The organism is Fluoribacter gormanii, from assembly GCF_900156395.1.
Taxonomy (GTDB): domain Bacteria; phylum Pseudomonadota; class Gammaproteobacteria; order Legionellales; family Legionellaceae; genus Legionella; species Legionella gormanii.
On sequence record NZ_FTNL01000002.1, the window covers coordinates 188367 to 204927 of the forward strand.

Genomic DNA, 16561 nt, shown 5'->3' on the forward strand with positions numbered 1-16561 from the left:
TGTTTTTGCAAAGAGTCTAACAAAAGTATAATCACAGCGGAATATATTATGAAAATGATTATGGCAATTATTAAGCCTTTTAAACTGGATGACGTTCATGAAGCATTAATGGAAATTGGAGTACCGGGAATAACCATTTCTGAAACACGGGGTTTTGGGCGACAAAAAGGTCATACTGAATTGTATCGAGGGGCTGAATATGTAGTGGATTTTCTTCCCAAAATTAAAATTGAACTCGCGTTACCAGATGATATGGTTGAAGCGGCAATTGAAGCAATTTGCAAGTCTGCATATACCGGTAAGATTGGTGATGGCAAAATTTTTGTTTATGAATTGCAGCAAGTAGTTCGTGTGCGTACCGGGGAAATCAATGCAGATGCTTTAACCTAAAACTAGAATCATCCGCCATACCAATAAATGGCACGTTGGGTTATTACGGCGTTAAGCTGAATATCCCAGGGTTCTGGATCGAGGTACTCATCGACACGCTGAAATTGGTACGCTACGCCAAATAAGGGACACTTCTCTTTGCCTTTGAATGTACGATCGTAATAACCAGCCCCCATGCCAAGACGATTACAGCGTACATCAAAAGCAACTAAGGGAATTAAGGCCAAATCCAACTCTTCTACAGGGATTGCTAAATCAGCACTAACATTAGGCTCAGAAATCCCATAGCGATTCTTTTGAAAAGGGGTATCCATTGTCGCGGGTAAAAAAGAAAGAGTTAAATCCTCATTGAGGACAGGAAAATAACAGACTTTCCCTTGCAAGAGTGCATTTTTCCATAGTTCATCTAGATCAATTTCGCCATTTACCGCGAAATAAAGCGCTATATGCTGGGCACAACGATATTGTTCCAGCAAGCGAATGCGCGTACAAACTTGACTTGAAGCTGTGGCGCGATACGAAACAGATATCTTGGATCGTATTTGTTTCATCGTATCTCTTAAAGCCTTTTTGATTTGATCTGCCATACAGGTATCAATGTATTGTGCTTATTAAATTATTGATTCTTTATTGTAAAAATTCAAGGTATTGAAATCTTCGAAAAAATTTGTCACTCTCAAATCTGAATCAATTGCTATTTTTTTTTAAAAAAAACTAGTCACAACAGGAAAAATAAGGTATATAAGCCGTCCTGGTTTTTAGATCCTTTTGGATGGTTCTAGGTACAGTATAACTCATTGAGAGAATGGTATGAGTGATTTATTTGAAGATGATGAAGATGCTGTTGTCGAAGTCGGAGAAGACTTCGTTGATGTTGATAGTGAATTGGATGTTGATGTAGAAGTTATGGAAACTGTTCCTCGTGGTTTGGATGCACGTAGGCGATTGGAAAATATGTTAGATGAAAAACGTTTACGTGATGAACTGGACGATTTTGGAGATTATTAAACCTGACTCGTCAGTAAACATTCGTAGTAAATTTAACTGACAAATTAGGGTTAAGTACCGTTTATGATACGAACACGAGTAGTCACAGAAGGGGAATGCAATTTTCTATTTCCAGTAGATGATCGCATCTTTTTGGGCGAGGGTTTGTTTGAAACGCTTAGAGTAGAAGAGGCCAAGCCATGCTGTGCTTATTTGCATTGGCAGCGATTAACTGACTCGGCGCGAAAATTGGATATCCCCTTCGATCTTTCCTTTGAACATTGGTTAGAACATCTGCTCAACAAAATTAAGCAAGATAATTTGTATCATGGTGGTATTAAAGCGATTTTAAGTGGTGGTTCCGCGCCTAGAGGTTTAGCTGCACGAGGACAGGTAAGCCAGCTTGCATTTCAAGCTTTTAATTATTCTGTAGAAACCCATCCACAGCGATTGGTTAGTGCTTCATGGCTAAGAGATGGAAACAATCCCATATATCAAGTTAAATCAGTCAATTATTTAGAGGCGATACTTGCTCGTCGTCAAGCAATCGCGGCAGCTGCTGATGATGCTTTGTTTTTTAACTTGCAGCATCATGCGACCGAAACTACATGCGCTAACTTATTTTTGATCCACGAAAATTGTTTGCTCACACCTCCTTTAACCGATGGTGTACTTCCTGGTATTACTCGCTCAAGACTTCTTCAATATTCGAAACAACAAGGCATAAATTGTATGGAAGTTTCTGTGACAAGAAAAATGTTACAGGAAGCGGAAGCCCTTTTTGTAACTAATTCCTTACAGGGCATTCGCCCGGTACTCGCTTTGGATGATGTTGTTTTTGCAGTAGATCATCCGTTGCTTAATCAATTATCTTCTTCTCTGCATGTTGAAAACGGAAGTAATTAAAATGCAACAACTTGATAACACATAACAGCAATAGAACTAGCACTGACATTAGAATTACTCTGTTTTTATAAAATACCTCTTGTTTTAAAAGCCCCATCCCAGCATAACCTAAATAGGTATAAATAATTTCAGCTGGAATAAGAAAAATAAAAGTAGTGAGCAGATAAGGTCGAAATTTTATTGTGGTTATCCCTAAACCATAATTGACTATATTAAACGGGATAATTGGAACTAAGCGCAGAAAAGCAACAATCACCCATCCTTTTTTCTCTACGGCAGAAATGAGTTTGCCTAACTTTTCTCCTTTTCTTTGGGAGAACCAATTATAAATCAAATGTCGGGTGATTAAGAAAGAGAATGCAGCGCCACTTGTTGCACCCAGCAAATTGAGTAGAGTGCCAAACAATGGACCGAAAAGCGCACCTCCTGCTAAAGTGATCACCATAGTTGGCAAGAACATAATGGTTGCAAGACAATATATAATTAAAAAGAGAATAGGTGCAATCCAGCCAAGATGCTCAATCCAGTTAATGATTTCATTTGAGTAGTTATGAAAAAAGATGGCAGTCGTAATTAGAGATACCAATGCTAAAACTATAAAGATTGTCTTAATAGGATGAGTAATTCGGTAGTTCTTAGGATTTATTTTTTTATGGGATAAATCTGTGTTTGTAATCGTCTCTGTCCTTAACAATCAATCGATTAAGAAAGTCTATTACACCTGGCTATCGGTTGCAATCATTGAAAAATAATGATTGATTGGGTATAACCAAGAGCGGATTTTTATATGAGAAACAAAAGCATGGAACAAGTTATGTGGAAGGAAAGACAAAAGCAGCGTGCGCGTAAGTGGATTAGAGCAATCTTAACCTACTGCTTTAAAGTAGAGTTGCGAGGAACTTATCAGCCCGAATCTAACTCGGTGATTATTGCAAACAGAACTTCAAAAATTGATTTGCTTTTGCTTGCAGCTTTTTTACCTGAGCAATTAACGGTAGCGTTCCCTCCCCGATCAGCTGGTAAGCTCTGGATGAAGATGATGATGCTTTTTGCTGATGTCATTGTCATCGACTCTACCAATGCTTTTGCAGCGAGAGCTTTAGTCAAAGCGATTCGTGAAGGGAAGCGTTGTGTTATTTTTCCACAGGGAATTGGATTGCAGGAAGAGAGCTTGAAGGTTTTTGATGCACCGGGAATGGTGCTACAAAAAGCAGGGGCCTCAGTTATCCCGATACGTATCGATGGAGCGCAACACAGTATTTTTTCTATAAGTAAAGATAAACATCTTACTCGCTTATTTCCCAAAATTATTTTGCATGTATTACCAACACAATCGTATATACGGGAGGAAAATGCATCTCTTGACCGAAATGCTATGAGCACACGTTTGTTTCAATTAATTAGTGAGCTTACATTTGCGAATAGCTATCAACCAATGTCAATGTTTGAAGCACTTATCCAAGGAACCCTACTAGGAACAAAGAATAAAGCAAAAATTGAAGACGCAAATCGTGCACCATTAACTTCCAAACAATTTCTTGCTCGTTGTTTTATTTTAGGCCGACAAATTAAAAATCAAACTCAAGTGGGAGAGCATGTTGGTATCATGCTGCCCACAACGATTGCGGGGATGGTCACCTTTTTTGCTTTACATGCATATCGACGTATTCCAGCGATGCTGAATTTTAGCTTGGGACTTCATAATTTATTAGCTACATGTAATGTTGCAGAAGTAAAAACTATTTATACCGCAAGACAATTTATTGATTCAGCAAAACTGGAAAGTATAGTCGAAGGATTAGAGAACGCAGGAATAAAGATTTATTTCCTTGAAGATTTTAAGTCTTCCATTAAATTGGGTCATAAACTTTCAGGGATATTCAAAGGGATGTTTCCTTCGCGGTCATATAAATTAATTGGTGATCCTGTTTCTTCTGAGGATCCTGGAGTTATATTATTTACTTCGGGTTCAGAAGGACTACCAAAGGGGGTTGTTTTAACTCATTCTAATTTACTGGCAAACTGTTGCCAGTTAACTTCGCGAGTGGATTTTTCTTCTCATGATAAATTTTTCAATGCGTTACCCATATTTCATTGTTTTGGATTAACAACGGGTTCAATTCTTCCGCTAATACAGGGAATTAGTTGTTTTTTTTATCCATCTCCTTTGCACTATAAAATAATCCCGGGATTGATTTATCAAACCGCTGCTACCATCATGCTTGGAACTGATACCTTTCTAACGGGCTATGCTCGAGTTGCAGAACGCCATGATTTTAGCAGTGTACGCTACATTTTTGCTGGTGCCGAAAAAGTGAAGCCGGAAACAATTCGACACTGGATAGATACTTTTGGAGTTAAAGTCTATGAAGGATATGGCGCAACAGAGGCTGCGCCAGTGATTTCCATGAATTGTCCTTTGGCTTCTATCCCTGGTAGTGTGGGGATGTTGTTGCCTTCCATGGAAAGTCGAATTCAACCAGTCGATGGCATCGCTGAAGGTGGCCGGTTAATATTGCGTGGCCCTAATATCATGAAAGGTTATCTTTCGTCTGAAAAGCCGGGAGCGCTTATTACTTCTGAAGATGGATGGCATGATACGGGTGATATCGTTACCATGAATGAAGAAGGGTTTATTACGATTGCAGGTCGGGCAAAACGTTTTGCAAAAATTGCCGGGGAAATGGTCTCTCTTACTGCCGTAGAAGGGGTTGCGGCCTCAATTTGGCCTGAGTTGTTACATGCCGCAGTAAGCAAGAAAAGTGAAAAAAAAGGAGAGCAAATAATATTATATAGTGAGGCTGAGAATGCAGATAAAATGAGTTTTGTTAAGAGAATAAAGGATCTAAATTATTCAGAATTACTGATTCCCCATGAAATTGTATCAGGAAGCAAGATTCCTGTTTTACCTTCAGGAAAAATTGACTATCTAACCATTGAAAATGAATTAATTCAAGCCTAGATGGGGTGTTTAAAAAAGTTCTTAATACCACCAGGCATTATAATCACTCTTGGGACAAGTGCTCGTTCCTGTTTGAATACAATGTCCCAAGCCATCATCGCAACACTTTGTATCACAATTACTTAATAGAATAGACGAGCCGGCGATGATTAAGGCAACTATTATTTTTTTCATTTTTCTCTGCCTCACTTGTACATTTGTATCCTGTATGATTTTATGCTAGACCATGGGTAAGGTGTTTTCCATTTTTTATTGCTGATAATTTCTGTTTTTTAAACAGATACATAGCAATTAAATAAAGTCAGCGGTACTATATTTTTATAAAAGCTAGGAGTATTTTAATTTCAGGTATTTGTGATGCGACGAACATCCGGCTTTACCCTTATTGAACTGATTGTCATCATTTTGATTATTACCCTTATTGCGCTCTATTATGGGATAAAAACGCCATCAGTTTCACTTTACAGTTTGTCCTCCATAACAGAACAATTAAGACGTGATATACGGTATACCCAAACGTTGGCAAGCAGTTTAAATACAAATTATAGTATTATTCTTTTAACAAATAGTTATACCATTTCTCCAAATCCTCCAAATGGCGCATATTCTGTGAATATGCCTGCAGGAATCACACTGTCTTCTGTGAGCATTACGTTTAATTCAATGGGGGCGCCTGACTCAGGCGCAATAATTACAATTACAGCATCTGGAGTCGGTACCAACACACTTACAGTTTCTGCAGAAACGGGGTTCGTGAATGGGTAAGCAATCTGGATTTTTGATGATGGTTATTGCTATTTTACTTGTCGTTGTAGCAGGGCTTGCAACAGCGTTTGTCTCGATGATTGTTAGCGGTACCAATTCAGCCATAAGTACTATATCCGCAAATAATGCCTATGATTTAGCTAAAACGGGTATTGAACATGGCGATTACCAATTATCTCTTGGAGTTTGCAATAATGTGTGGAGTCCCATTATCACCATTACGGATCAAGGGGAATACCAATACAGTTGCAGTCAAAATCAAGCCACAACAACCATTACTAGTCCTCTGACGGAGACCTCTTCTTTTATTCCAGTTGCTTCGGTTGCTAACTTCGGAGCCTTTGGAGCCATAACCATTGATTCAGAAATAATTTATTATGATGGAGTAAGCGGAAATAACTTGCTCAATTTGCGACGAGGACAAAATGGAACAATCGCGGCAGCTCATCTTTCCGGCGCCATAGCCAGTCAATCACAATACATAATTAGCAGTCAAGGTGGCGCCCCCTCTTTAGATGCGCCTAATGGCAAGGTAACGCTTAATCAAGCAGTATTATTGTCTCAAGGAGGAGCTTACTATGCAGTGGGAACACAAGGTACAAACGGTATTATTCTTAAATATGATGGTACGTCGTGGTTAACGGTGCTGACAGCAGGTGGGGTTACTCTTCGGGGTGTAGAAATCAGCACTAGTTATGGCTTGGCTGTAGGTTCTACTGCTGCTAATGTGGGCTACATCTATCAATTTAATGGCGGATCATGGACTTTATTAGGAACAGTTAGCGATTCAAATTTTATGGCAGTTTCATGTGATATACCAAACAATCCAGCCCTGTGTTGGGTAGTAGGACAAGGCAAAAGTCCACAGTGGCCACTTATGTATTATACAGGGACTGGCCTACCTTATAACATGAAAGGCATGGGGAGTGTGCCAGTTTCCAGTGTGAGTTGTGTTAATGACATTTGTATGGCCACACTTCCTAATGATCTTTATAGATTTCCGATAAACTCTACTAGCCCATTCGATAATCGGACTAATATAGGAGGTACTTTAAACGGTATCGATTGTGTTCAAGCCAATAGTTGTATACTTGTGCGCAGCGTTGGCGCGGTTCATTATTTTAATGGTACTGGATGGAATAGTGTTTTTATTAGTGGCCAATCTCTAAATGAAGTGCATTGCCCAAGCACTGGTAACTGCATCGTTGTAGGAAATAATGGAGTCATTTTTAATTGCAGTCTTCCCATTACCTCCAATGCATCTTGTGTGGCTCAAGCATCACCTGGAACACTTAATTTACGTGGTGTGCATTGTAATGCCTCAAACGATTGTTTAGCGGTAGGTTCGGGTAGTGTAGCTTACCGCTATATGGGTGGTGTTTGGACTGCTATTTCACTTCCTACGAGTTATACTCTTAATTCAGTAAGTGGAACTGGCTCGGGAACTGTATCGGGAGTAATTCCAACTGTATTGCATAATCAATGAGGAAAAGACATGCCAAAGCAGAAACAGAGCGGTTTCTCTATCATTGAGCTGATTATTTTTATAGTAACTATGGGAATTATCGTAAGCGGATTATTGATTGGGATCAATCAAGCACAACGTTACAGCGGTATACCTAGAACAACCCCTCAAGCAAGTTTTTTAGCAAATGCACGTATGCAAATCATCTTAATGAATCGTGATATAAATGGCTATACTGCCCTGGATGATCCGTGTACTAGTACGCCAAGTCTTGAAATATGTACGGTATTATCGAATTATGCTTTAGAAAACGATTTTGTCGTGAGCGTCCCTGTTATTGCAGGATCCAATCCAAAAACAATTACTCTCAATGTAACTGGAGCCGGAAATGCTTCGATTAATGCAAGTGTGTATAATTATGCGAACAATTAAAGGATTTACACTTATTGAAATGCTTATTGTGATGATTACTACAGGTGTGGTTTTATCTGCAGTATCTCTTATGTTAAGTGCGGGTTTTACTAACTATTTTACAGGAGTAAAAGTTACCGCGTTAACCAATCAGGCAACCATTGCTATGGCGCGTATGACCAAAGAGTTACAACAGGCAAATCGTTTTTCAGCAATTAATCCAACCGACGTGACATTTACCACTACAGGTGGTTCCACTATATCTTATAGTTGGTCCAGCCCAATTTTAACACGAACAGGTGCTTCCGCTCAGATACTCAGCAATCAAGTAACCAGTTTCTCACTTACTTATTATCAATCTAATTTTACTGCAACTACAACATTAGCGGCTGTTCGTGCTGTAACGATAAATATGATCTTAAGCAACGGTAGTGAACGAGTTCCCATGATTAATACTGTTTACCTGAGTAATATGTCATAAGCATATTTTCCAGCATTAATCTTTATCAATTTTTTCAATCGACAATTGAACGTAGCTCAGTTTATACTGCCATTCATGAACAATGATCAGGATGATCCATGTTTGGATTAGGTAAATTTAAATCACCTCAACCTCTATCTTGCTTTCTTAGTGATTTCGGATATTCGCTTGTTGGTTTGGCTGATAATCAGCACATCCTCTTTTGTGAGGAGCATTATTTCCCTGAACCATCTCCTGTTCATATTGCTAAGTGTTTGGAAGACGATGTTTATAAACATCATTTGGTTGGACGCCCATGCCAAGTGGTTCTTTCCCCAAGTCTTTACCAGCTGCTATTGATAGATACCCCCGAAGTCCCCGAAAATGAACTGGCTAAAGCACTACGTTGGCAACTGAAAGGTTTAGTCGATTATCCCTTAAATGATATCGTTGTAGATGTTTTTACGGTGCCGCCACATGGTGCGGGCAGCAAAAGGAAAAAAGCTTTTGTAGCGGTGACATTACAGTCTGCATTACTCAGCCATGTCTCCATGATGGAAAGTTGTCTATTAAATGTTGCGGGAGTCAGCATTAGTGAGTTGGCTTTAAGCAAACTTTTATCACTTGAGCCAATATCAACCGAGGCTCCATTCATAGTCATTAGTTATGATGATGAGAATTGTCAACATCATGTATATTACATGGGAGACTTGTATCTGTTTCGTACCCTACCTATGAGTAAAACCATTATACAACCCCATAACTCTGAAAATCAGAATATGTTGTTAGAAATTCAGCGTAGTATTGACTATTGTTTAATGGAACTCAAATTTCCTGAACCAAAACAAATTTTTTTCACTCCCAGTTTTTATAAAGCAACAGATCTGTTTACCTATTTACAAGCAGAACTTAACAAGGAAGTAAGATTATTAGATATTAATTCGCTTTTTACGTCTGAGCCGCTCGTTCCTGAAATTCTAGAAAGGGTTTTTTATGCTATTGGCGGAGCCCTAATGCTCTTGGATCGGGAAAGTGAGTCATGAGTCAATCAATAAATTTTCTTAAGGGGCTTCCCAAAAGCACTAGTCGATTACCTGCATCATTAATGGGTTTGATAGTACTCATTACTTTGGTCTTTTTAGTTATTATCTCCGTGGTTCTTGAGTTAGTTAATTTTCAAGCTTATAAATCACTTAGGATGGCTCAAAAGAACTTATTGTATGCACAAGAAGATTACAAGAGACTGACAAAGGATTATCCGTTGCTAGTTAGCGATATTCCTTTTGTAATTCGCGTTAAAAATCTTGAGAAAAAACTGCAAGCCAAGAAAGTAGAACTTAATTCACTGGAGCACCTGGTTGTTCGACGCGGATTTTCTGAATACATGTTTGATTTGGCTCAAACAACCTCAAATACTCTATGGCTAAATCAAATTCAAATTAATCATGATTCCAACAGTATTACCTTAAATGGATACGCCATCCGTCCAGATTCAGTATCGGAACTTATGAGCCAACTATTAACTACCAACTCGTTCAAAAATGTTATCTTTAATTTGTTTTTTGTAAAAACAATTAAAAATCATCCTTATTTGAAATTCTCTATTGCTACCAATGCTCTTGGGCCACAGGAAGAGGCAATTACTGAACAAGCTGCTCAAGATCAAAAAGCCCAGGGAGTAAAGTGAATGGATCTAAAGTTCTTTTATGCCAAGCAACTATATTTAGTAAAACAAAAAATTGATCGCTTGAGTGAGCGAGACAGAATACTGCTACTGTTCATTACCATAGTTATTCTTCTTTTCTTATGGTTTTTTGCTGTTGTTAAGCCAATATTAAAATCAAAATATCAAAAAGAACAACAAATTCAAAAAATAGATAAGCAAATTACTATATTGACACAAAAAAAGAAGATCGTTGAAATTCTGATTAGTAACCCGGAAACAGTAAAAGTTATTAACCAGTTTAAAGAGCTAACTACCGAGATTACTACACTCGATAAAGAAATCATTCGCTATAATAAGCGCTATATAGCGGAACGTGATTTGGCAAAGCTACTGCATGATATGTTAAAACAAACAATGGGGGTAACCATTGAGAATTTTGGTACGGTTACTCCGCTACCTTCCCCACCTTCAATAAATCAGCAAACGACTAATACTGCAGCACCTAAAACATCTCCAGTTCAAACGCCAGCACTTCCATTAACCATACAAGCAAATCATTACCGTCTCATTATGCGGGGTACTTATTTCCCAGTGATGAGGTATTTGCAACGTCTGGAACAATTACCCTGGCAGCTTTATTGGGACAAGTTTGATTATACGGTAACGAAATATCCACAAGGGCTGGTAACGATCGATTTTTACACTTTAAAGCCAAAAAGCGCTCAACTGATAATAAAAAAAGGACATAATCAATGAGCCTAAAAAAACAATCGATAATCTTTTGCTTTTTTTGGTTTAACTTAATTAATATGAGTCATGCTGCATTACACGATCCGACAAAGCCCATTATAAGTCCCTTAGTTCATGAATCATCAGCAGACGAGGATGATTTTAATTTACAAAGTATTTTGATTGGGCCAATGAGAAGGTTGGCTATGATTAATGGTCAAATCGTAGGAACAGGCAGTAGTATTCAGGGAGCACGCGTTCTTGCTATTGATAAAAATCATGTGGTATTGTTCTACGCTGGACATAGAAAGATTCTATATTTATTTGGCAAACGCTTGTGGAAGACTCATTGATGAGAAGAGGGATCATAGTATTTATTTCTTTATTTCTTGCCGCCTGCAACACTCATGCACCAATAAAGGGAACCGCTATTGATGAGATGAACAAGGTGATGCAACAAGCCGTTGCCAATAATAAAATAGTTATGAAATCAGATCATACCAAGGGGCGCGGAAGCCCGGTCAGAGCATTGCTTCCAAGTCTGAAAATCCGTGACGCAAGATCACGAGGTGGTCCCCAACGTTTTGATATAGCGGTTAAAAATGTGCCCGCACAAGCTTTTTATATGGGGTTGGTTGCTGACACTTCAACCAACATGGTAGTAAGTCCTGAGATTAAAGGAAATGTTACCCTCAGTATGAAAAGGGTTACTGTAGAACAGGTCCTCCAGGCACTAGAGGATGCTTATGGTTATTCCTTTAATGCGATTCCTGGTGGATATGAAATCCTACCTAACACGCTAAGAACTCAAATTTTCAAAGTCAACTATCTTGAGTTAGAACGAAAAAGTCGTTCAAGTATGACTGTAAGTTCAGGTGAAGTTACCAATGCTGGCTCTCCTGGTGGCTCAAGTACAGGAACGTCGGTTTCTGGTGGCAATATTTCTGGGGTACTTAGTAATGGGAATCAAAACTACAGTGCTGTCGTTGGTGATGTGGAAACCAAGAGTAATATAGATTTCTGGAAATCACTTGAAAATACTGTCAAAAAGATGGTTGGTAAAGAGGAGGGGCGTTCTGTAACGGTCAATAAAATGGCTGGTTTGGTTGTGGTTCATGCCGCACCTCGAGAGCTCAAACACGTTGAGCGTTATCTCGACATGGTGCAAAACAGTATGGACCGGCAGGTGATTCTCGAAGCTAAAATCCTGGAGGTCAATTTGACCAATCAATTCCAAATGGGGATTGATTGGAAAATTTTTGGATCCAGGCTCAATGCTTTAAGTAATTTCCCAGAGGTTGATATTTCTCAATCAAGTTTTCCTAAAGCGTTTGATGTCGACATTCACTGGAATCCGCAAGATTTTACCTCGGTGATTCAGGCATTAGAAACCCAGGGGAATGTTCAGGTACTTTCAAGCCCACGCGTTACAGCTATGAATAATCAAAGCGCAGCGATAAAAGTAGGGTTTGATGAATTTTTTGTAACCAACGTATCCCAAAATCAAAATATTGTCACTTCAAGCCTGGTTACTCAACCTATGTTAAATGTTAATTTGACTCCTTTTTTCTCGGGTATTACTTTGGATGTTACGCCGCAAATTGATGCCAATGGTCAAGTTACATTACATATACATCCTACCGTTAGCTTGGTAAAGGATCAACGGAAGGTTATTGATTTAGGAACTCAAGGTGGGATATTGGATTTACCTTTAGCGAATAGCACCATTCGTGAATCAGATACAATGGTGCACGCTAAGAATGGCCAAGTTGTAGTCATTGGTGGTTTGATGCAAGATACAACTACAGAGGGAATAGGCCAGTTGCCTTGGTTTGGCAATATTCCGTTTCTAGGAACTTTAGTGCGCGCGACAAAACAAGACTCTCAAAAAACTGAACTTGTCATTTTATTAAGACCAACTATTGTGAATGGGAGAAGCACTAATAAAGACATTACGGTATCGGCGCGTCGTGTTTCGAGTCTTAAACGTGGTTTTCATATTGGTGGTAGACCTGATGTTTATGGTACTCAGGGTGAGGTCCCTATTATGTTAGGACCCAAATCTACTGAGAATTTAGGTACGCGCTAAAAGGGAGAAGCAATGTATTTAGAACATTTTAAATTGCATAAAGCGCCATTTACGCTCACGCCTAATACAGAATTTTTTTGTGAACTCCCAACCCATAAAGAAGCTTTGAATGTACTTCTGCTTAGTTTGGCTCAAGGTGAGGGCTTTATTAAAATTATCGGCGAGGTAGGGACTGGAAAAACTTTGTTGTGCCGGCTATTGCTTAACTACTTAACTGATGAATACGTCACTGCCTATATTCCTAACCCGGATCAAACCGCGGAAGGATTACGACTTTCTCTAGCCCGTGAGTTAGGCATGCAACCTGATGAAAGTTGGACACAATATCAATTGCTGGAGGCAATTAATCGATGTTTATTAGAGTTGCACCGAGCCGACAAAAAAACAGTACTGATTATTGATGAGGCTCAGTTTTTATCTGACGAATGTTTAGAAGCGGTTCGACTTTTGACTAATTTAGAAACTGAAGAACATAAATTACTACAAGTGGTTCTTTTTGGCCAACCAGAATTAAATACTAAACTTGAGCGATCGGGTTTGCGTCAATTAAAACAACGCATTACTTTTTCTTATCATCTGCAACCTTTGGCGCGTCATGAACTGGATAAATATTTGAATCATAGGATGGCACGAGCTGGGTATACTTATGGTTCTATTTTTACTCAAAAAGCGCAAAAGCGCTTATATCGTGCAAGCCAAGGCTTACCAAGATTGTTAAATATTTTGTGCCATAAGTCACTTTTAGTCGCTTATGGACAAGGTAAAAATCAAGTGGATGGTCACGCGGTAAGGCGAGCCATAATTGATACATTAAGTTCTACGCGCTTAGAATGGATTTATTCATTACTAATCTACTCAGGAATCGGAGTACTAGGGCTTAGCGTTATTCTAATGATGTATTGGACCTATGGACTATATCTATGAGTTTGCTTAATGAAATGTTACATGATCTTGCGAAGCAAAAGCACACAAAGCAAGCCACACATTTATATATGCCTGTACCTTTTCGAAATAAAGGAGGAGGTAAGAAAGTTTTATTAGGTCTTGCATTGGTCGCATTTACTTTGTTCCTTTTTTTGCTTCATAAGCATTCAGCAAAAATGAACTTTCAAGCAACACAAAGTGTTTCTGAGGCGGAAATTAATAGCTTTGATGCAACAATAAAGTTGGAACCTATAGCCCAAGCTGCTGTTACCACAGTTTTGGAACCAGTCAATCTTGTAAGTTATATTGAGCCATTGGCGTCTGTTGCGTCACAGCGAGTTGTTATTCAATTACCTACCGCAACAGATGCATTGAGCAATTGGGTAGATAATCAAGGTGAGCCATCTGCAGCTGTAATAAATAAAGTATATACGCCTCAAACCATTGAGGAATGGCATGATGCCCAGTTAAATAAAGCGCTTGAAGCTATAGACAAAGGATTTGATCAAGAGGCGATAACCCTGTTAAGAGAAATCCTGATTAGGGTACCTAATGCATCTGATGTTCGAGAAAATTTAGCCTCACTTTATTTGACCTATGGGGATTTTGCTCAAGCAGCTGAAATCGTGAATGAAGGGCTTCGATACACTCCTACTGATACAGCCCTTATTACTATTAAAGCAAGATTATTTCTTGATCAAGGAAAAGCCATGGAGGCCATTAACCTTTTATCAAAATACCGACCCTCTATGATGTCTTATCCTGATTTTTATGGCACTTTGGCGGCAGCGCTGCAATCTGAAGGTCGGATTCTTGAATCAGGTAGTATTTATCGATCTTTGATACAAATTGATCCAAATGATGGCCGCTATTGGTTAGGTTATGCGATTGCGTTAGAACATAATAATAAAGTGAATCAAGCCATTGAAGCATATCTTCGCGCGAGTCAAAATCCAGAAAGTGAGCCAACAGTTCGCGATTATGCCGAAAATCGATTGAAAGTCTTGCAGGGATAATTATGAAACGGATTCGACTTGGCGAATTATTGTTTAAGGAGAAGTTAATTTCTCAAGAAAGCTTGGATAAAGCCATTGAGTTACAAAGAAAGTCAGGAGGTAAATTAGGGCATATATTAGTTGATATGGGGGTAATTTCTGAGGAAGAGGTTTTAAACTTTATTGCCAATCAGCTAAAGATATCCTATATCGATTTAAATCATTATGAAATAGATAAAAGTCTAACTCATCTTCTACCTGAAATTTATGCTCGTCGCTATCGAGCTCTTATCATAAAAGAAGAGGATGGTGTTTTAATAGTAGGAATGTCTGACCCTCAAGATATTAATGCCTTTGATGCAATCTCAAAAATCTTAAAACGTCCAATTAAAATGGCCGTAGTTAGCGAATTGGCGCTCCTGAAAGTGTTTGATAGGGTTTATCGACATACACAAGAGATCACTAACTTTGCTCAAGAGCTTTCACATGAAATTTTAGAAGAATTTAAAGAGCAACAAGATGATTTATTTGATGAAGCACAAGAAAGCGAGGAGCAAGCTCCTGTCGTTAAACTTTTAAACTCTTTATTTCGCGACGCTGTCCAAGCACGTGCTTCTGACATTCATATTGAACCCGGTGAAAAATCACTACGAATTCGCTTTAGAGTAGATGGAATATTAAATGAAAATATTTTAGATGAAAAGCGTATCCTAGGTGCTTTGGTCCAACGTTTAAAACTTCGTGCTCATTTAGATATTGCTGAAAAACGTATCCCACAAGACGGACGTTTTAATTTTAAAACTAAAGGAAAATCATTTGATGTCCGCGTCTCAACACTTCCTACAGCGAATGGTGAATCTGTTGTCATGCGTTTATTAGATCAATCAACTCAGATTACGGACCTAAGTCAGTTAGGTATCGACCCTAAAATGGTTATGCGTCTGGAGAATATTTATTCCAAACCCTATGGGATGCTTCTTGTTACTGGCCCCACAGGAAGCGGTAAAACAACTACATTATATAGTGTACTGCAGCGCATTAATTCTCCAGAACGTAAAATTTTAACTGTTGAAGATCCTATTGAGTATAGGATTGAGCGAGTTAATCAAGTCCAAGTGAACCCCAAAATAGATCTTACTTTTGCTCGAGTTCTTCGTGCTATGCTGCGTCAAGACCCTGATGTCATAATGGTTGGAGAAATTCGTGATGCGGAAACAGCACAAATAGCCATGCGTGCTGCAATTACAGGACATTTAGTATTAGCCACATTACATACTAATGATGCTATGACTTCAGCCATGCGTTTAATTGACATGGGCGCAGAAGGTTATATGGTTGCAACAGCTGTTAAAGGAATTATAGGCCAACGGTTGGTTCGTAATTTGTGCGATAATTGCTCTAATATTGAGCAACTTGAGCCACATGAATCCGTTTGGCTTGAATCAATGAAGATTGATTTAACGCTCCCATTTAAAAAAGCTAAAGGATGTTCTGCTTGTAATTATCGTGGATATTTGGGGCGAACAGGTGTCTACGAACTTTTGGAGTTAAATAAAGACATGTTAATGGCTTTAAGACATAATGACTCAAACAGCTTTGTCAAAGCAGCATTGGCTTGTGAAACTTATCGCCCCTTGTCTGAATCAGTACTTGATTTAGTGAAGCGAGGTAGCACTTCAGTTTCTGAAGCCATACGTGTAGTCGGACAATTAGATGAAGAATTTATGAGGCGATAAATTGTACGAATGTAGTTTACAATGTTTATAAACGTGTAGTCTGAACACTCATTACAGCAGATTCGATATTGTATAG

General features: G+C 38.7%; 19 protein-coding genes. 16 read left to right on the plus strand and 3 right to left on the minus strand.

What is annotated here, in order from left to right; all coding sequences use genetic code 11:
- Positions 1 to 48 precede the first annotated feature (48 nt).
- Entirely contained in the window at positions 49 to 390 is a 342-nt protein-coding gene (locus tag BW930_RS02235; RefSeq protein WP_003635241.1) for a P-II family nitrogen regulator, read from the plus strand.
- 8 nt (positions 391 to 398) lie between these two features.
- On the opposite strand, the gene BW930_RS02240 is transcribed toward BW930_RS02235, so the two are convergent.
- A complete protein-coding gene (locus tag BW930_RS02240; RefSeq protein ID WP_058466611.1) occupies positions 399 to 977 on the minus strand; it encodes a 5-formyltetrahydrofolate cyclo-ligase in 579 nt (192 codons plus the stop codon).
- Positions 978 to 1200: 223 nt separating this feature from the next.
- Here BW930_RS02240 and BW930_RS02245 point away from each other — a divergent pair, with 223 nt between their 5' ends.
- Positions 1201 to 1398: a PA3496 family putative envelope integrity protein gene (locus tag BW930_RS02245; protein WP_058466610.1), complete on the plus strand. Its 198-nt coding sequence runs from the start codon at positions 1201 to 1203 to the stop codon at positions 1396 to 1398.
- A gap of 63 nt (positions 1399 to 1461) precedes the next feature.
- Positions 1462 to 2283, plus strand: a complete 822-nt coding sequence (locus BW930_RS02250; RefSeq protein WP_058466609.1) for an aminotransferase class IV — start codon at positions 1462 to 1464, stop codon at positions 2281 to 2283.
- Here BW930_RS02250 and BW930_RS02255 read toward each other — a convergent pair.
- Entirely contained in the window at positions 2237 to 2908 is a 672-nt protein-coding gene (locus tag BW930_RS02255) for a TVP38/TMEM64 family protein (RefSeq protein ID WP_409365672.1), read from the minus strand. The genes BW930_RS02250 and BW930_RS02255 overlap by 47 nt on opposite strands.
- A gap of 162 nt (positions 2909 to 3070) precedes the next feature.
- Here BW930_RS02255 and BW930_RS02260 point away from each other — a divergent pair, with 162 nt between their 5' ends.
- Entirely contained in the window at positions 3071 to 5245 is a 2175-nt protein-coding gene (locus tag BW930_RS02260) for an AMP-binding protein (protein WP_238587815.1), read from the plus strand.
- Between the two features lie 21 nt (positions 5246 to 5266).
- Here the strand turns inward: BW930_RS02260 and BW930_RS17085 are convergent, their stop codons facing one another.
- On the minus strand, positions 5267 to 5419 hold the full coding sequence (locus BW930_RS17085) for a hypothetical protein (RefSeq protein ID WP_154668516.1): 153 nt from the start codon (positions 5417 to 5419) through the stop codon (positions 5267 to 5269).
- Positions 5420 to 5602: 183 nt separating this feature from the next.
- On the opposite strand from BW930_RS17085, the gene BW930_RS02265 reads away from it, so the two are divergent.
- The 12 genes from BW930_RS02265 (at position 5603) to BW930_RS02320 (ending at position 16485) form a co-directional block, all read left to right on the plus strand.
- On the plus strand, positions 5603 to 6010 hold the full coding sequence (locus tag BW930_RS02265; RefSeq protein WP_058466607.1) for a prepilin-type N-terminal cleavage/methylation domain-containing protein: 408 nt from the start codon (positions 5603 to 5605) through the stop codon (positions 6008 to 6010).
- A complete protein-coding gene (locus BW930_RS02270) occupies positions 6003 to 7496 on the plus strand; it encodes a hypothetical protein (RefSeq protein WP_058466606.1) in 1494 nt (497 codons plus the stop codon). Before BW930_RS02265 ends, BW930_RS02270 begins: the two co-directional genes overlap by 8 nt.
- 9 nt (positions 7497 to 7505) lie before the next feature.
- Positions 7506 to 7907, plus strand: coding sequence for a type IV pilus modification PilV family protein (locus tag BW930_RS16905; RefSeq protein WP_058466605.1), 402 nt, complete (start codon positions 7506 to 7508; stop codon positions 7905 to 7907).
- Positions 7864 to 8367, plus strand: coding sequence for a PulJ/GspJ family protein (locus BW930_RS02280; RefSeq protein ID WP_058466604.1), 504 nt, complete (start codon positions 7864 to 7866; stop codon positions 8365 to 8367). The genes BW930_RS16905 and BW930_RS02280 overlap by 44 nt, the downstream gene beginning before the upstream one ends.
- Before the next feature lie 98 nt (positions 8368 to 8465).
- Positions 8466 to 9389 carry a hypothetical protein gene (locus BW930_RS02285; protein ID WP_058466603.1) on the plus strand — a complete coding sequence of 308 codons (924 nt, stop codon included), beginning with the start codon at positions 8466 to 8468 and terminating at the stop codon, positions 9387 to 9389.
- Entirely contained in the window at positions 9386 to 10033 is a 648-nt protein-coding gene (locus tag BW930_RS02290) for a PilN domain-containing protein (protein ID WP_058466602.1), read from the plus strand. The genes BW930_RS02285 and BW930_RS02290 overlap by 4 nt, the downstream gene beginning before the upstream one ends.
- A complete protein-coding gene (locus BW930_RS02295; RefSeq protein WP_058466601.1) occupies positions 10034 to 10768 on the plus strand; it encodes a type II secretion system protein M in 735 nt (244 codons plus the stop codon).
- Positions 10765 to 11094: a hypothetical protein gene (locus BW930_RS02300; protein WP_058466600.1), complete on the plus strand. Its 330-nt coding sequence runs from the start codon at positions 10765 to 10767 to the stop codon at positions 11092 to 11094. The genes BW930_RS02295 and BW930_RS02300 overlap by 4 nt, the downstream gene beginning before the upstream one ends.
- Positions 11094 to 12830 carry a pilus (MSHA type) biogenesis protein MshL gene (gene mshL / locus BW930_RS02305; protein ID WP_058466599.1) on the plus strand — a complete coding sequence of 579 codons (1737 nt, stop codon included), beginning with the start codon at positions 11094 to 11096 and terminating at the stop codon, positions 12828 to 12830. Before BW930_RS02300 ends, mshL begins: the two co-directional genes overlap by 1 nt.
- 12 nt (positions 12831 to 12842) lie before the next feature.
- Complete coding sequence (locus BW930_RS02310) at positions 12843 to 13754, plus strand: ExeA family protein (protein ID WP_058466598.1); 912 nt, start codon at positions 12843 to 12845, stop codon at positions 13752 to 13754.
- Positions 13751 to 14770: a tetratricopeptide repeat protein gene (locus BW930_RS02315; RefSeq protein ID WP_058466597.1), complete on the plus strand. Its 1020-nt coding sequence runs from the start codon at positions 13751 to 13753 to the stop codon at positions 14768 to 14770. Before BW930_RS02310 ends, BW930_RS02315 begins: the two co-directional genes overlap by 4 nt.
- Positions 14771 to 14772: 2 nt before the next feature.
- Positions 14773 to 16485, plus strand: coding sequence for a GspE/PulE family protein (locus BW930_RS02320; protein WP_058466596.1), 1713 nt, complete (start codon positions 14773 to 14775; stop codon positions 16483 to 16485).
- Positions 16486 to 16561 lie beyond the last annotated feature (76 nt).

What these genes read in the sequence shown, in the direction of transcription:
- BW930_RS02235 (WP_003635241.1), top strand. Translation starts at nt 49, where the DNA reads ATGAAAATGATTATGGCAATTATTAAGCCTTTTAAACTGGATGACGTT.
- BW930_RS02240 (WP_058466611.1), bottom strand. Translation starts at nt 977, where the DNA reads ATGGCAGATCAAATCAAAAAGGCTTTAAGAGATACGATGAAACAAATA.
- BW930_RS02245 (WP_058466610.1), top strand. Translation starts at nt 1,201, where the DNA reads ATGAGTGATTTATTTGAAGATGATGAAGATGCTGTTGTCGAAGTCGGA.
- BW930_RS02250 (WP_058466609.1), top strand. Translation starts at nt 1,462, where the DNA reads ATGATACGAACACGAGTAGTCACAGAAGGGGAATGCAATTTTCTATTT.
- BW930_RS02260 (WP_238587815.1), top strand. Translation starts at nt 3,071, where the DNA reads ATGAGAAACAAAAGCATGGAACAAGTTATGTGGAAGGAAAGACAAAAG.
- BW930_RS17085 (WP_154668516.1), bottom strand. Translation starts at nt 5,419, where the DNA reads ATGAAAAAAATAATAGTTGCCTTAATCATCGCCGGCTCGTCTATTCTA.
- BW930_RS02265 (WP_058466607.1), top strand. Translation starts at nt 5,603, where the DNA reads ATGCGACGAACATCCGGCTTTACCCTTATTGAACTGATTGTCATCATT.
- BW930_RS02270 (WP_058466606.1), top strand. Translation starts at nt 6,003, where the DNA reads ATGGGTAAGCAATCTGGATTTTTGATGATGGTTATTGCTATTTTACTT.
- BW930_RS16905 (WP_058466605.1), top strand. Translation starts at nt 7,506, where the DNA reads ATGCCAAAGCAGAAACAGAGCGGTTTCTCTATCATTGAGCTGATTATT.
- BW930_RS02280 (WP_058466604.1), top strand. Translation starts at nt 7,864, where the DNA reads ATGCTTCGATTAATGCAAGTGTGTATAATTATGCGAACAATTAAAGGA.
- BW930_RS02285 (WP_058466603.1), top strand. Translation starts at nt 8,466, where the DNA reads ATGTTTGGATTAGGTAAATTTAAATCACCTCAACCTCTATCTTGCTTT.
- BW930_RS02290 (WP_058466602.1), top strand. Translation starts at nt 9,386, where the DNA reads ATGAGTCAATCAATAAATTTTCTTAAGGGGCTTCCCAAAAGCACTAGT.
- BW930_RS02295 (WP_058466601.1), top strand. Translation starts at nt 10,034, where the DNA reads ATGGATCTAAAGTTCTTTTATGCCAAGCAACTATATTTAGTAAAACAA.
- BW930_RS02300 (WP_058466600.1), top strand. Translation starts at nt 10,765, where the DNA reads ATGAGCCTAAAAAAACAATCGATAATCTTTTGCTTTTTTTGGTTTAAC.
- mshL (WP_058466599.1), top strand. Translation starts at nt 11,094, where the DNA reads ATGAGAAGAGGGATCATAGTATTTATTTCTTTATTTCTTGCCGCCTGC.
- BW930_RS02310 (WP_058466598.1), top strand. Translation starts at nt 12,843, where the DNA reads ATGTATTTAGAACATTTTAAATTGCATAAAGCGCCATTTACGCTCACG.
- BW930_RS02315 (WP_058466597.1), top strand. Translation starts at nt 13,751, where the DNA reads ATGAGTTTGCTTAATGAAATGTTACATGATCTTGCGAAGCAAAAGCAC.
- BW930_RS02320 (WP_058466596.1), top strand. Translation starts at nt 14,773, where the DNA reads ATGAAACGGATTCGACTTGGCGAATTATTGTTTAAGGAGAAGTTAATT.